Below are 14,775 nucleotides of genomic sequence, written 5' to 3' on the forward strand. Positions count from 1 at the left end.
GGCTTTTTTATTTATTCTATTTCCTGAGGATGAATTTCTGCTTTTGGAACGGAATGTTTTTTCAATGAAAAATAAGCAACAAGAGTACTCAATAACATTAAGAAACCGCCTAAAATAAATGGCGCTCCAGCGAATTTAAAAGGAGCATCACTATGAGTAAAAAAGTAAAATGTATTAGCCATCATTGGCGGACCAATGATTGAAGACGCACTCATTAAACTTGTCAATGTTCCCTGAATTTCTCCTTGTTCACTTGGCGATACTTTACTTGCCACTACAGATTGCAAAGCAGGTCCGGCAATTCCACCAAGACAATATGGAATCAGGAATACAAACATCATCCAGCTTTCTGTTGCAAAAGCAAATAATAACATTCCGATAGTGTATAATCCTAAACCAATATAAATGCTTTTTTCGTTCCCTAATTTTGGATTAATAAAGCGAATTAATCCGCCTTGTACAACTCCAACTAAGAGACCTATTATTCCTAAAGAAATTCCGATCATTCTTTCATCCCAATTGAATTGGTAAATCGTGAAAAAACTCCAATTGCTCTGAACTGCATGCGAACCAACATACAAAAGAAATATCGCTGAAATCAATCCAATTAATTCCGGATGTTTTTTTAAACCTAAAATTGCTCCAACAGGATTCGCACGTTTCCAGTCGAAAGGTCTACGGTTTTCTTTTTTAAGAGATTCAGGCAAAATGAAAAATCCGTAAAGGAAATTCACCATACACAAAACTGCTGCAGCATAAAAAGGAACTCTCGATCCGTATTGACCTAACAAACCACCAATAACAGGTCCGATAATAAATCCTAATCCGAAAGCCGCTCCAATTAAACCAAAGTTTTTAGCTCTGTTTTCGGCTGTACTTACATCGGCAATATAAGCAGAAGCTGTTGTAATACTTGCTCCAGTTACTCCGGCAATTATTCTTCCAATAAAAAGCCATAGAATTGTTGGTGAAAAAGCCAATAAAATATAATCCAATGAAAATCCGAAAAGGGAAATCAGGATAATGGGTCTTCTTCCGAATTTATCGCTTAAATTTCCAATGACAGGCGCAAACACAAACTGTGTTATTGCATACGCAAAAGTCAGCCATCCACCAATTTTAGCCGCTTCACTAATGTCGCCGTGAATCAATTCTTCAATTAATTTTGGAATCACAGGAATAATAATTCCCCATCCGGTAATGTCAATTAACATGGTTATGAAAATGAAACCAATCGCCGCAGATTTATCTTTTTGTAGCATAATAATTTTAGTAAGGTCATGCAAATAAACATATTTTTCAATTAACAATAAAAAAATCCCAAATTCCAATTAAGGAACCTGGGATTTACAAATCAAAAATTAAATCTATTAATGCGTATGTTTCGGATTAAAACCGTCTTCGCTTAATTCAGTTGGCGTATAATCAGCCACCATTTCAGCTTCGTAATCGATTTTTTCTCCTTTAGAGAATTTCTGAATTAATTTCTCCATGATATTATAAATTACAGGAACTACAATCAAGGTTAGGAATAAAGAAGAAATCAAACCTCCAATAATTACCCAAGCTAAACCGTTTTTCCACTCAGCTCCTGCTCCTTTTGCCAATGCAATTGGGAACATACCAAATACCATCGCAATTGTTGTCATCAAGATCGGACGCAAACGAGCGTGGTTTGCCTGAATTAATGCCGTTCTGATTGATTCTCCTGCAGCTCTTCTTTGGTTGGTATAATCGACAAGCATGATCGCGTTCTTACACACCAGACCAATCAACATGATGATACCTAAAATGGTAAAGATATTTAATGAATTGTTTGTTAATGCCAGCGCTAACATCGCCCCAATAAACGAAAGCGGAATTGCAAACAATACTACGAATGGATGCGCGAAACTGTCATACAAACTCACCATTACAAGGTAAACCAAAATAATAGCGGCTAATAAAGCGATTCCTAAAGTACCAAATCCTTCAGATTGGTTCTCCTGATCACCACCCCAAATGTAGTTTACTCCAGCTGGTTTTTTCAATTTATCTAATTTAACCTGCCATTGCTGAACGATTGTTCCCGATGGAACCCCAACGTTTTGTCCTTTTACAGTTACAGATGCAGATTTATCTCTACGCTCTAACTGGCTAGGTCCAGAACCTTCAGTAATATCTGCAAATTGAGACAATTTAATTTGCTGACCTGCATTATTGATGAAAATCAAATTACTAACGTCAGTAATACTTTTTCTGTCAAAAGCATTATATCTGATATTGATATCGTACTCGTATTCTCCAGCTCTGTATTTACCGTCAGTGTTACCACTAAAAGCTGTCTGCATGGTCAAACCAACAGTTTGTAATGTCAAACCTAAAGCAGCCATTTTATCACGATCTACTTTTACGTTGATTTCAGGGTTTCCGTCTTCAACCGTTAATTTAATCTCTGTTGTTCCAGGAATTGTGCGTAACTCAGCTTCAGCTTGTTTTGCAAAAGCCATAGCAGCTTCTGTTGAAGGACCAGTTACAATTAATCCTAAAGTTGCATCTTCAGCAGTACCCAAGATACCAACCGGAACCGTTTTTACTTTTGCTCCAACTAATACTTTTTCAAGTTTACGTTTAATTTTTGCAGCGTAAACGTTAGCATCGTCTGTACGATCTTTTTGCTCGATCATTTTTACGTCGATCTCTGCTTTGTATGCTGTCGCTTGAGATGCTCCAAAACCTTCAGAAGTTTGTCCAACAGTTGTAATTTGGCTGTGAACATATTCTTGTGCTTTTAAGAAAGCTTCTGCTTTTTGTGTCATGAAGTTCGTTTGTTCTAACGAAGCATCTTTTGGCATTTCGATTTGTACCAAGAACTCTCCACTATCAGAAGAAGCAAAGAACTCTCCTCCAATGAAACCTCCGCCCATTAATCCAATGGTTGAAGCAAAGAATAGTACAATTACAACAACAAAAGTTTTAATATAGTGATCTAAACACCAAGTCAATAAATGAGAAACCCAGTCAGTGAAACGTGTTAAATAGCTTTCGAAACCAAGAATGATTCTTCCAAATAAATTCTTTCCTTCAATATGCTCTAATTTCCCGAAACGAGAAGACAACCAAGGAATAATAGTAAATGAAGCCAACAATGATAACATCGTTGAGATAATTACCGTAACACAGAACTGCGTAATAATATTAGAAACCAATCCAGAACTCATCGCAATAGGCAAGAATACTACAACAATTACTAATGTAATCGAAGTTACGGTTCCACCGATCTCAGCTGTTCCATCATACGACGCACGGATTCGGCTTTTACCCATTTCCATGTGCCTGTAAATATTCTCCAGTACCACAATCGCGTCATCCACAAGAATACCTACAACAAGAGATAAACCAAGTAAACTCATTAAGTTCAAAGTATATCCCATTAAATAAATTCCGATGAAAGTTGCAATTAACGATGCAGGAATCGAAACCATTACAATCAATGAGTTTCTAATACTGTGAAGGAAAAACAACATTACAAATGCTACCAGAATTACCGCAATCAATAAATCGTGAACAACAGAATCTGCTGCTTCAAGGGTAAAGATTGTACTGTCTTTTGCTACTTCTAATTTAAGTTGATTTACTTTATAATCTTTTTCAAGAGTTGCAATTGTTTTTAGTAATTGTTCACTTACTGCCACCGCGTTTGCATCTGATTGTTTGATGATTTGCAGTACGATTGCACTTTTTTGGTCTACACGTGATATTTTTTCAGCAATTTTCTGTGTATCCTGAACATCGGCAATATCACTTAAACGAATCTGAATTCCGTTTTGAGAAGAAACCACTAAGTTTCTTAATTCTTCAACACTTTTATATTTACCCGCTAAACGAATTAATATTTTTTGATTACGAGTCTGGATATTTCCAGTTGGGAAATCTAAGTTTGAAGTCAAAATATTTTGCTGTACTTGCGGAATAGAAAGTCCGTAACCCTGCATTTTTACAGCATCAAGGTTTACCTGAATTTCACGCTCAGAACCACCAATAATGTTTACCTGCGCCACACCTTGTACACGAGATAAAATAGGTGCTACTTTTTTGTCAATTAAGTCATAAAAGGCAGCTTCGTCCATTTTTCCGTTGGCACCAAGCGTCATGATTGGTAAATCACTCAGCGAGAATTTGGTCAATGCCGGCGTTTTAACGTCATCTGGCAAATCACTAATAATCGCGTTGATTTTTCGCTGTGCATCATTCAAAGAGAAATCGACTTTTGCATTTGATGTTAATGTAATCGAAACGATCGACAAACTTTCATACGACTTTGAGTCAATCTTTTTTACGTTCTCCAAAGACGCAATCGCATCTTCTATTTTTTTAGTTACGGTATTTTCTACCTCACTTGGAGAAGCTCCAGGATAAATAGTAGAAATTGTAATAACGTTTTGTTCAAATTTTGGGATCAGCTCGTAGCCTAATTGGCTGTAACTGAACAATCCACCAAGAGTCAGAATTGTAAACAATACAATTACTAACGACGGACGTTTTATGGATATTTCGGCTAATTTCATATTTGTTGCTTTATGCTATAGGCTATAAGTTATAGGCTTTAGGCTTTTTTAGGGCTTAAAACTTATTACTTAGGGCTTAAAGCCAATAATTATTTAATAATTTCTACTGTATTACCGTCTTGTAAGTTAATTTGACCTGTAGTAATTACCTTTTCTCCGTCAGATAATCCGCTTAAAATTTCTACTTGATCTCCTAAGATTCTTCCAGCAACAACTTTTTTCAATTTTGCAACACCGTTTTCAGCTACAAAAATTTCGTTACTACTTACACTTCCAACAAATGCATTTCTAGGAACGACTGTTAAGCTTTGTTTTTGCTGTTTAGATGCAAAATTTGCTGTTCCGTACATACCTGCTTTTAAGTCGTTGTTTGAATTATTTGTAATTTCAATTTCAACTGGAAAGTTCAAACTTGCATCAGCTTTTGCAGCGATAAAAGTGATTTTTCCTGGGAAAGTTTTATCAGGATAAACACTTGCTGTTACGTTGATATTATCTCCTAATTTCAAGCTTGCTACTTGATTTTCGTTTACCGTAACTGTCAATTTTAATTTTGCAGTATTTACAATATCAAATAATGCAGTTGCAGGCATTCCTGTTAAGATAGAACCTGGCTCAATATATTTTTTATTGATAAATCCGTTGATTGGTGCTTTTACTTTTGTATCACCAACATTAATATTTGCCTGAGTTAAGTTTGACTGAGCATTTGTCAAAGCCAATTTTGCCTGATCTAATTGTTGTTTTGTAACACCACCAGTTTTAAAAGCATTTTCATATCTCGCATAATCAGATTTTGCATTATTATAAACTGCCTGAGCTTGTTGCGCATTTACATTAATGATATCACCTCTCATTGTCAATAAAGTCTGACCTACTCTTACGTAATCTCCTTCTTTAGCCAAAACACTAATTACTTTTCCAGATTTTTCAGCAGAGAAAGTCAATTCCTGAGTTGGAGCAAAGTTTCCGTTAGCAACGAAGTCTAATGAAACAACTTCAGTTTTAACTGGAGTAACCTTAACTGAAACTGCAGCATTTTTCTCCGCTACGATATCTGTTTTCGCCTTATTTTCTTTCTTATTGTTATTTAAAACATATCCAATCACACCCAAAGCTGCGATTATGATTACGATTGTTATAATAGTTTTCTTCATTGTAATTAGTTATTTAATAAGAGTTTTTAGTTCGCCTTTTGATTTGATTAATGCCACTTCGGCAATTTTATAATTTAAAACAGCTCTTGTGTAATTATTTTGAGCTTCCTGATGTGCATTTTCAGCATCCAATAAATCGGTTAAAGATGCTAAACCTTGCAGATAATTGTTTTTTGTATTGCTCAAAATTTCACGAGCCAAACGCATATTTTCTTGTTGGTTTTGGATGGTTACCATGTTGTTATCGATTTGCGCCATTGCATTTCTATAATCCAGATCAAGAGAAAGTTTAGTGTCTTTGATATCTTCCTGAAGTGATCTAATTTCTATATCGGCTTGTCTTACTTTAGCACGAGTTCCAAATCCTGTAAAAATTGGTACGTGTAAATTTAATCCAATAGCAGCATAATCTGACCAATACACACCATCTGAAGGTTTTGCAAACCAAGGGAATTGTGGACCTTGACCAATATAATTGTAACCAGCAGTTAACGAAAGTGTTGGATAATATCCAGCTTCGACAGCTTTTTTATTGAATACTAAAAGCTCTTCTTGTTTTTTCAAAAGCAGGTATTCTGTTCTGTTTTCTACATTTGGAACTTCAGTTAAAGATGCTGGAACAGCTTCAAATTCTTCTTTTGGGATAATAATTTGAGTTTCAATTGGCATACCCATATAAAACTTCAAAGCATTTTCCTGTAATTCAATTTGATTTTTAACCTGCTGACGATCTGTATCAATGTTTGATAATTTTACGATAATACGGTCTAAATCTATTTTCTTAGCTAAACCATTATCAAATTGCCCTTTTACAACATCATGAACTTTTGTAGTATTAAAATAAGTACTGTCTAGTAATTTTAATCTTTCACGTTGTACATATACAGAATAGTAGTTATTTGCTACTCTTTCAATAACTTGTTCTTCTGTCAATTGATCATTGATTTGATAAAATTCACGAGTAGATTTTGCTGCTCTTAAACCTGTAAAAACAGATTGATCAAATATCGCCTGAGTTAATGAAAGTCCTGCGTTTGAAGTCCATTTTTGGCCAAATGCTGCCTGAATCGTAGTTCCCGGCTGACCAAAACCAGCTCCATCAATAACGGTTGTCTGAATTATCGGATTATGAGTTAAGTTTCCGTTTGCAGAAATCTGAGGTAACGCTCTAGAACGTATTTCCTGAATTTTGTACTCACTATTTTCAACCTCTAATTTTGCCTTTTTAGCATCAGCTTTATTCTGAAGCGCATAAACAAGCGCGTCTTTCAAGGTTAATGTGACTTGTGCATTGGCAGACAAGCCAAGAGTGCACAGTAGTATTACAATTATTTTTTTCATAAATTATATATATTGGCGATTAAGCAGTGATTTTTTTAAGTTGTTTTTCCAATTCCTGTATTCCTTTTTCTGTTGCCATAGCTCTGGTATGATATTCCAAAGCTTCCAACTCTATTTTTTGAGCTTCTCTTTCTGAAACTGTAGTTTCATTAATATGAAAGATCAAAGTGTAGTAAAATTTCACATAAATATCGATATTCAGATCTGCACGATATAATCCTTCACGAATTCCTTTATCGATATTATCTCTAAAACACTGAGTGCACTGATCTATTTCAATAGAAAGAATATTTTGGTAAATCTCTGGATAATGTTTTTTAAGCTGATAAATTGGCGAAGTATCAATACTATTTTTAAACATGTCACGAAACATTTCTCTAATCTCAAAATTTTCATGAATAGCATTATAATTCTTAGCAATAATGGTATCCATGATTTCGTGTACCTGCTTATGAACCATCGAAGTGCTCTCCTCAATTAAAACTTCTTTATTGCAGAAATATTTGTAAATCGTTTTTTTTGAAATACACATTTCTCCGGCAATATCATCCATGGTCACGCTTTTAAAACCGAGTTTCAAAAACAGCTCACTAGCTTTTGATATAATTTTCTCTTTCATTTTAACTTTCAAGTTGCATTACAAATATACTTAGGAAACTAAAATCAGAAAAATAGTTTCCATTATATTTGTAATAATTTTACATTAATTTATTCATTATGTAAGATTTATATGCTGAATTCTAAATTGGCAATAAGTTTAATATCTCTTCCAAGCGCTAATCCTCCGTTATGATTAAATGAATTGTAATCCAATCCAAAATCCTGACGCTTGATATCTCCTTTAATTTCAAAAGCAACTTTTTTCTCGCCATTGTAATTATTAACACCAATAAATTCTGCATCAAGTTCTACAACTTTGGTCACATCTTTTATCGTTAAATCACCTTTGAAAAAATTAATATTATTATTTACTTTTTGAAAAGAAGTCGACTTAAAACTGATAATCGGATGTTCATCTACATCAAAAAAATCCTGAAGCTGCAAGTTGGTGTCAATTTGCTGAAAGCTTTCATTTTTGTTATTAATATCAAATGAAAATTCTACTGACGCATCTTCAATCTCATTATCTTCAATATTCACATAACCTCCAAATTTATTTGTAGTTCCTCCTAAATAAGCAATTATAGAATGTCTCATTTTAATTAAAACATCTGATTGTGTAGAATCTAAAGTCCATGTTGTTTTCATAATTATCTGATTTAATTGAGTTTATAAATTACTCAAAATCTTCAGGAAACTTTTTTAGTGTTCTTAGTTTCCAAATTCGAATGCAAATATATACAGGAAACTCTGAATACCAAAAAAGTTTCCAAGTTTTTTTATAATTATTTTAAGGAAACATTTTATACCCCTTTAAAAGCAATCATTAAATCTTTCTTAGCATTTCGTATTTACAAAGCAATAATTCATAATTGAATTGTATCTTTGAGCCTCATAAATCAGAATTTCATTTTATGCACGATATAAGTCAGTACCAAGATTTTTTTATTAGTTATCTAAAAAAACAAAGCATACAAAAAGAACCTAAAAATCTTTATGAGCCTATTGAATATATTTTAGGACTTGGCGGAAAAAGAATGCGTCCGGTGCTTACCTTAATGGCTGCAGAAGTTTTTGATGCCGATTATACAACAGCGCTTCCGGCTGCAATGGCGGTTGAAGTTTTTCATAATTTTTCACTTGTTCATGACGATATTATGGATGACGCTCCCCTGCGAAGAGGAGAAGAAACCGTTCATGAAAAATGGAATATCAACACCGGAATTTTGTCTGGAGATGCCATGCTAATTCTGGCTTATCAGTATTTTGAACAATATGAGCCAGCAGTTTTTAGAGACTTGGCAAAATTATTCAGCAAAACCGCGCTTGAAGTCTGCGAAGGCCAGCAATGGGATGTTGATTTTGAAGAAAGAACAGATGTTACTATTCCGGAATATCTAAAAATGATTGAATATAAAACAGCCGTTTTAGTTGCTGCAGCAATGAAAATGGGCGCAATTGTGGCTAAAACTTCAGAAAAAGAAGGCGATTTGATTTATGATTTCGGATTGAATTTAGGATTAGCTTTCCAATTGCAGGATGATTATTTAGATGCTTTTGGAGATCCTGAAACTTTTGGAAAACAAGTTGGCGGCGATATTATTGAGAATAAAAAAACCTATTTATATTTAAAAGCCTTAGAATTTTCAACTCCTGAAAAAGCAACCGAATTAGAAAAATTATTCCGTTTGCAATTGGATGAAAATTCAGAAAAAATCGAAACTGCAAAAGCCATTTTTAACGAATCTGGCGCTTCAAAAGCAACGCAAGATGCGATAGAAATGTACACTTTTAAGGCTTTTGAGACTTTAGAAAAAATGGATATTAATGCTGAAAAGAAAAATATCCTGAGGTCATTTGGCGAAAACTTAATGGGACGTAAAGTTTAAAACATACAAGACTTTATGAATCAATTAATAAATGTTCTTTTCTTTAATGATAAAAATTACAATGCAAAAATGCAGTTGTTTTTTGCAATCTGTTTTCCTTTTTTTACCATTTTGGCTTTAGGAATTGACAGTGTATCTTTTACCGAACATTATTTTGATGGACGTCAGATTACAAACGTCTTATCCATATTATATTTTTGTTTTTTCTTCTGGTCTTCAGATGCTTATTTGAGAAAACTAATGTTTGTAATGGTATTTTTATCCTATCTGGGTGAATTTATTTTCTGCACTTTGCTCGAAATGTACGATTACCGAACCGCATTTATTCCAATATATGTTCCTTTTGGACACGCTATAGTTTTTGCTTCAGGCTATGTTTTTGCTCACACACAATTAGCCGTTAAAAATGATAATTTATTTAGAAAATGCTTTACAGCGGCTTTTACTACATTATTTTTAGCTGTCGGATTCTTTCTAAAAGATATTTTTTCGCTTATTTTTGGGATATTTTTCTTTTTGCTTTTAAAAAGAAAAAAATGGCAAAATTTATATTATTTCATAGCCCTTTGTGTTATATTTATTGAATTGGCCGGAACCTACTTTAAATGCTGGAAATGGGCACCCAAAACCTTCGGATTAATTCCGACATCAAATCCGCCGATGGGAGCTGTTTTTTTCTATGCAGGAGGCGATATTTTGCTGACTAAAATTGTTGATTATTGGAAATCAAAAACAACAAATAAACGCATTGAAATTGTTATTGACTCAGAAAATTGCCATTTCTAATTTTGAAAATTATGTATGTTTCGCCATTAAACACAGAATTATTATTTGAAGAAGCCCAAAAGGAATCTTTGTACTTGAAATTAATTGAGCAGATTAACAAAGATTTTAATTTGGCCAATGAAGGAATCGATTTCCCTTTGAGTATTTCGCCGGAAGAATTGAAAATTCAGCTTCACGAAAAAATCTACCGAATGATTCAGTACAAATTTGCTGAATATTTAAATCTCTTATACATAATCGACGTTCCTGAAAACGAAATCAAACAACTTGATGGCTCTGATTTAGTAATTCTGGCTGAACAAGTTTCTTTTTTGATTTTAAAAAGAGAATGGCAGAAGGTTTGGTTTAGGAATTATTATAAATAAAGGCGCTAAGGTCCTGAGATGCTAAGGCACTAATATTTTTTCTCATTGGGATGAACAATCTTTTTTAATTTATCAAATTCAGTCCAAAGCCCAAATCCGCTTGTATCCAATGGACTTCCAACAATTTGAGTACGACCGCATGTAAAACAAATCTTTGCAATTCCTATCGTCTTTTCCTTCTTCTTAAAAATAAAAATATCCCGATATTCTGCTGCGCAGGCAGCGAAAGTATTTTGCAATGAATCTTTTTCGCTAAACACGTTTTCAATCTCTTTTTGTTGTTTGAGCGATAAATTTGATTTTTTATAGTTGTGATATAATAAGACTTTTTCAAAATTTTCATTTGGAATAGTGTCTGGAAAATGATGAACGAACAAGTCTATAAACTCAAGTTCTTTTGGAGTATTCTTCTCTTTCATCATAATTTTTGTAAAATCTTCCTCCGAAAAATTCAAATAATAATGATCAATTTTATCGGAATCAAAAAAAGGTCGTAATTCTTTTTTTACAACCTTCTCATTATTAGCTTCTGCTCTTTTAGAGTCATTACAACTCGAAAATACAATTGCAGCTAGTATAAAAAAATATATTTTCAAATTTCAGGATTTAAAAACTTAGAATCTTAGCATCTCAGTACCTCAGCAACTTAAAAATACACCCTCACAAAAGGCATAAATCCAGATCCGTAAAGGCTTTTATTCGGATTATATAAAACATCATAACGTCCACCAATTGTCACATTTCCGGTTCTGTAACCTGCTCCGAGATACAAGGCGGTATTCCAATAAGCATCAGAATAACTTGGCTGGTTGTAATATTGTTCATAATCTGTATCTACCCTTACCTGTTCTAATTCGGCAGATAATTGAACTTGCGGAATAGGGTTTACGAGTACAATCGCGCTTCCACCCCAAACAAAAGATTCATAATAGTTTTTTTGATATAAATAGCCAAACTGCAGTCCTGCACCTACTGAAACTATTGGATTGATGTTGTAAATAGCACTCGGCATAACCGAAATATTGGTGTAACCTGAACCAAAACCCAATCCAAGTCCGCCACCAAACTGAACCTTATCCCAAAAATGATTGCTATTGTCAATGACATAATTTTGTTGTGCATTTCCAACGTTGAAAAATAATACAGCCAAAATCACAAAAAAAGAATTGAAAACGATTGAATTTTGATTTTTACTCATAGTTAACGTTTATTTTAACAAATTTTTACGTAAAAGTACGTAAAAAAAAGATTTAAATAAATGTGATTGTTGTACTTTTGCGTTTCTATTTAACAAAAAGTATATTCACTAATATTATGGATAGGTTTTCATTTTTAAATGCAGCGCATACCGAGTTTTTTGCACAATTATACGATCAATATTTAGTTAACCCAGACAGCGTTGAGCCTAGCTGGAGAAGTTTTTTTCAAGGTTTTGACTTTGGAATGACAACTTATAACGACGAAAATCCAGTGCAAACGATCGTTGAGTACGTGACTAGCGATAACACAGATTACAGTCAGATTTCTGAAAAACTAAAGAAAGAATTTAACGTTCTTAAATTAATTGACGGATACCGTACACGTGGGCATTTGTTCACTAAAACAAACCCTGTTCGCGACCGCAGACAATCTTCTCCAACTTTAGATATCGAGAACTTCGGATTATCAGCAGCTGACCTTTCAACTGTTTTTGATGCTGCGCAGACAATCGGAATGGTACCTTCATCTTTGCAAGATATCGTAAATCGTCTAAAAACTATTTACTGTCAGCATATCGGTATTGAGTATATGTACATCAGGAATCCTGGCGTTGTAAAATGGATTCAGGACAAATTAGCTGTAAATACGAATCAGCCTAATTTCTCTACAGAAGAAAAGAAAACAATCTTAAATAAATTAAACGAAGCTGTTTCTTTTGAGAATTTCCTTCATACTAAATATGTTGGACAAAAACGTTTCTCATTAGAAGGTGGAGAATCTATCATCCCGGCTCTAGATGCTTTAATCGAGCAAGCTGCTGAAAAAGGTGTTGAACAATTCGTAATGGGAATGGCACACCGTGGTCGTTTGAACGTTTTGGCAAACATCTTTGGAAAATCTACTCAGGATATTTTTGGTGAGTTTGACGGAAAAGATTACGATCAGGAATATTTTGACGGTGACGTAAAATACCACTTAGGTCTTACTGCCGACAAAAAAACAAGATCAGGAAAAAGCATCAACATCAATTTAGCACCAAACCCTTCTCACTTAGAAACGGTTGGAGCTGTAATTGAAGGAATCACAAGAGCAAAACAAGATAAATATTATGCTGACGATTTCTCTAAAGTATTACCTATCGCCGTTCACGGAGATGCTGCAATCGCAGGTCAGGGTATTTTATATGAAATCATTCAGATGGCTCAGCTTGACGGTTACAAAACTGGAGGAACAATCCACATTGTAATCAATAACCAGGTTGGTTTTACAACAAACTACTTAGACGCTCGTTCATCAACTTATTGTACAGACGTTGCTAAAGTAACTTTATCTCCAGTATTACACGTAAATGCTGATGATGCTGAAGCTGTTGTACACGCTGTATCTTTTGCATTAGACTACAGAATGCAATTTGGACGTGACGTATTTATCGATTTATTAGGATACAGAAAATACGGTCATAACGAAGGTGACGAACCTCGTTTCACGCAACCAGTTTTATACAAAATCATCGCTAAACATAAAAACCCAAGAGACATCTACGCAGAGAAATTACTTTCTGACGGCGTAATCGATGCTTCTTATGTAAATGCTTTAGAAAAAGAATACAAATCTGCTTTAGAGGAAAACTTAGAAGCTTCTCGTAAAAAAGATTTGACAATTATTACTCCATTCATGAAAAACGAATGGGAAGGATTTGTTCAGGTAACTGACACACAAATGCTTCAAAAAGTTGATACTACTTTCGACAAAAAAGGATTGGATTCTATCATCAATACAATTTCAACTTTACCATCTGATAAAAAATTCATCAGTAAAATAAGCAAAATTGTTACGGATAGAAAAACAGGATACGACAATAATACCCTTGATTGGGGAACTGCAGAAGCACTTGCTTACGGTTCGCTTTTAACAGAAGGATTTGATGTTCGTATTTCTGGTCAGGATGTTGAAAGAGGAACTTTCTCTCACCGTCACGCGGTAGTTAAAGTTGAAGATTCTGAAGAAGAAGTAATTCTTTTGAATGGTATCGAAAACAAAAAAGGAAAATTCGGCGTATTCAATTCACTTTTATCAGAATACGGAGTTTTAGGTTTTGATTACGGATATGCATTAGCAAACCCGAAAGCCTTAACGATTTGGGAAGCACAATTTGGAGATTTCTCTAACGGAGCTCAAATTATGATTGACCAATATATTTCATGTGGTGAAGACAAATGGAACAACCAAAATGGTATTGTTTTATTATTGCCTCACGGATATGAAGGACAAGGTGCAGAACACTCTTCTGCAAGAATGGAACGTTACTTACAACTTTGTGCAAGACAAAATATGTATGTTGCTGACTGTACTACGCCAGCAAACTTCTTCCACTTGTTGAGAAGACAAATGAAAACGAATTTCCGTAAACCTTTAGTGGTTTTCTCTCCAAAAAGTTTATTACGTGATCCAAGATGTGTATCAACTGTGGATGAATTAGCAAACGGAAGTTTCCAGGAAACAATTGACGATAATACAGTAGATAAAAAGAAAGTAAAAACTTTGGTTTTTGTTACTGGTAAATTCTATTATGACATCGTTGCTGAAAGAGAAAACAACGGAAGAAATGATGTTGCTGTTGTTCGTATTGAGCAATTATTCCCTTTCCCAGTTGAGCAAATCAAAGAAATCATTGCAAAATATCCAAATGCTGATGATTATGTTTGGGCTCAGGAAGAACCTAAAAACATGGGAGCTTACAGCTTTATGTTAATGAACTTTGATCTTGTTAAATGGAGATTAGCTTCATTAAAAGCTTATGCTGCACCTGCATCTGGAAGTTACACACGTGCAAAACGCCGTCACGCAGATGCAATTAGAATGGTATTCGATAAAAATTTATTCAGATAAA

At 34.1% G+C, this 14,775-nt stretch carries 12 protein-coding genes; 4 read left to right on the forward strand and 8 right to left on the reverse strand.

Annotated elements, in window-relative coordinates; translation table 11 throughout:
* Window positions 1–11: 11 nt before the first annotated feature.
* From GQ47_RS05915 to GQ47_RS05940, 6 genes are all read right to left on the reverse strand, one after another.
* Window positions 12–1,262, reverse strand: a complete 1,251-nt coding sequence (locus GQ47_RS05915; RefSeq protein WP_035646857.1) for a TCR/Tet family MFS transporter — start codon at window positions 1,260–1,262, stop codon at window positions 12–14.
* A 108-nt stretch (window positions 1,263–1,370) separates the two neighbouring features.
* A complete protein-coding gene (locus GQ47_RS05920; RefSeq protein WP_035646169.1) occupies window positions 1,371–4,547 on the reverse strand; it encodes an efflux RND transporter permease subunit in 3,177 nt (1,058 codons plus the stop codon).
* A gap of 89 nt (window positions 4,548–4,636) precedes the next feature.
* Window positions 4,637–5,704 (reverse strand): efflux RND transporter periplasmic adaptor subunit, encoded by a 1,068-nt coding sequence (locus GQ47_RS05925; RefSeq protein ID WP_035646171.1) that lies wholly within the window; start codon window positions 5,702–5,704, stop codon window positions 4,637–4,639.
* Between the two features lie 9 nt (window positions 5,705–5,713).
* Window positions 5,714–7,045: a TolC family protein gene (locus GQ47_RS05930; RefSeq protein ID WP_051951383.1), complete on the reverse strand. Its 1,332-nt coding sequence runs from the start codon at window positions 7,043–7,045 to the stop codon at window positions 5,714–5,716.
* 19 nt (window positions 7,046–7,064) lie between these two features.
* On the reverse strand, window positions 7,065–7,664 hold the full coding sequence (locus GQ47_RS05935; RefSeq protein WP_035646174.1) for a TetR/AcrR family transcriptional regulator: 600 nt from the start codon (window positions 7,662–7,664) through the stop codon (window positions 7,065–7,067).
* Between the two features lie 107 nt (window positions 7,665–7,771).
* The gene (locus tag GQ47_RS05940) at window positions 7,772–8,293 is read right to left on the reverse strand and encodes a YceI family protein (RefSeq protein ID WP_035646176.1); all 522 of its coding nucleotides are present in this window, start codon (window positions 8,291–8,293) and stop codon (window positions 7,772–7,774) included.
* A 266-nt stretch (window positions 8,294–8,559) separates the two neighbouring features.
* Here GQ47_RS05940 and GQ47_RS05945 point away from each other — a divergent pair, with 266 nt between their 5' ends.
* The 3 genes from GQ47_RS05945 to GQ47_RS05955 are packed head-to-tail and all read left to right on the forward strand — an operon-like array spanning window position 8,560 to window position 10,685.
* The gene (locus GQ47_RS05945) at window positions 8,560–9,534 is read left to right on the forward strand and encodes a polyprenyl synthetase family protein (protein ID WP_035646178.1); all 975 of its coding nucleotides are present in this window, start codon (window positions 8,560–8,562) and stop codon (window positions 9,532–9,534) included.
* A gap of 15 nt (window positions 9,535–9,549) precedes the next feature.
* On the forward strand, window positions 9,550–10,320 hold the full coding sequence (locus GQ47_RS05950) for a hypothetical protein (RefSeq protein ID WP_035646180.1): 771 nt from the start codon (window positions 9,550–9,552) through the stop codon (window positions 10,318–10,320).
* Between the two features lie 11 nt (window positions 10,321–10,331).
* On the forward strand, window positions 10,332–10,685 hold the full coding sequence (locus GQ47_RS05955; RefSeq protein ID WP_035646182.1) for a hypothetical protein: 354 nt from the start codon (window positions 10,332–10,334) through the stop codon (window positions 10,683–10,685).
* Between the two features lie 29 nt (window positions 10,686–10,714).
* Here GQ47_RS05955 and GQ47_RS05960 read toward each other — a convergent pair whose 3' ends face one another.
* The gene (locus tag GQ47_RS05960) at window positions 10,715–11,281 is read right to left on the reverse strand and encodes a hypothetical protein (RefSeq protein ID WP_035646185.1); all 567 of its coding nucleotides are present in this window, start codon (window positions 11,279–11,281) and stop codon (window positions 10,715–10,717) included.
* A 50-nt stretch (window positions 11,282–11,331) separates the two neighbouring features.
* On the reverse strand, window positions 11,332–11,883 hold the full coding sequence (locus tag GQ47_RS05965) for a hypothetical protein (RefSeq protein ID WP_035646188.1): 552 nt from the start codon (window positions 11,881–11,883) through the stop codon (window positions 11,332–11,334).
* Window positions 11,884–11,999: 116 nt separating this feature from the next.
* Between GQ47_RS05965 and GQ47_RS05970 the strand changes: the two genes are divergently transcribed.
* Window positions 12,000–14,774, forward strand: coding sequence for a 2-oxoglutarate dehydrogenase E1 component (locus GQ47_RS05970; RefSeq protein ID WP_035646191.1), 2,775 nt, complete (start codon window positions 12,000–12,002; stop codon window positions 14,772–14,774).
* Window position 14,775: the final 1 nt, after the last annotated feature.

The organism is Flavobacterium sp. ASV13 (assembly GCF_000745775.1).
Taxonomy (GTDB): domain Bacteria; phylum Bacteroidota; class Bacteroidia; order Flavobacteriales; family Flavobacteriaceae; genus Flavobacterium.

What these genes read in the sequence shown, in the direction of transcription:
- GQ47_RS05915 (WP_035646857.1), bottom strand. Translation starts at nt 1,262, where the DNA reads ATGCTACAAAAAGATAAATCTGCGGCGATTGGTTTCATTTTCATAACC.
- GQ47_RS05920 (WP_035646169.1), bottom strand. Translation starts at nt 4,547, where the DNA reads ATGAAATTAGCCGAAATATCCATAAAACGTCCGTCGTTAGTAATTGTA.
- GQ47_RS05925 (WP_035646171.1), bottom strand. Translation starts at nt 5,704, where the DNA reads ATGAAGAAAACTATTATAACAATCGTAATCATAATCGCAGCTTTGGGT.
- GQ47_RS05930 (WP_051951383.1), bottom strand. Translation starts at nt 7,045, where the DNA reads ATGAAAAAAATAATTGTAATACTACTGTGCACTCTTGGCTTGTCTGCC.
- GQ47_RS05935 (WP_035646174.1), bottom strand. Translation starts at nt 7,664, where the DNA reads ATGAAAGAGAAAATTATATCAAAAGCTAGTGAGCTGTTTTTGAAACTC.
- GQ47_RS05940 (WP_035646176.1), bottom strand. Translation starts at nt 8,293, where the DNA reads ATGAAAACAACATGGACTTTAGATTCTACACAATCAGATGTTTTAATT.
- GQ47_RS05945 (WP_035646178.1), top strand. Translation starts at nt 8,560, where the DNA reads ATGCACGATATAAGTCAGTACCAAGATTTTTTTATTAGTTATCTAAAA.
- GQ47_RS05950 (WP_035646180.1), top strand. Translation starts at nt 9,550, where the DNA reads ATGAATCAATTAATAAATGTTCTTTTCTTTAATGATAAAAATTACAAT.
- GQ47_RS05955 (WP_035646182.1), top strand. Translation starts at nt 10,332, where the DNA reads ATGTATGTTTCGCCATTAAACACAGAATTATTATTTGAAGAAGCCCAA.
- GQ47_RS05965 (WP_035646188.1), bottom strand. Translation starts at nt 11,883, where the DNA reads ATGAGTAAAAATCAAAATTCAATCGTTTTCAATTCTTTTTTTGTGATT.
- GQ47_RS05970 (WP_035646191.1), top strand. Translation starts at nt 12,000, where the DNA reads ATGGATAGGTTTTCATTTTTAAATGCAGCGCATACCGAGTTTTTTGCA.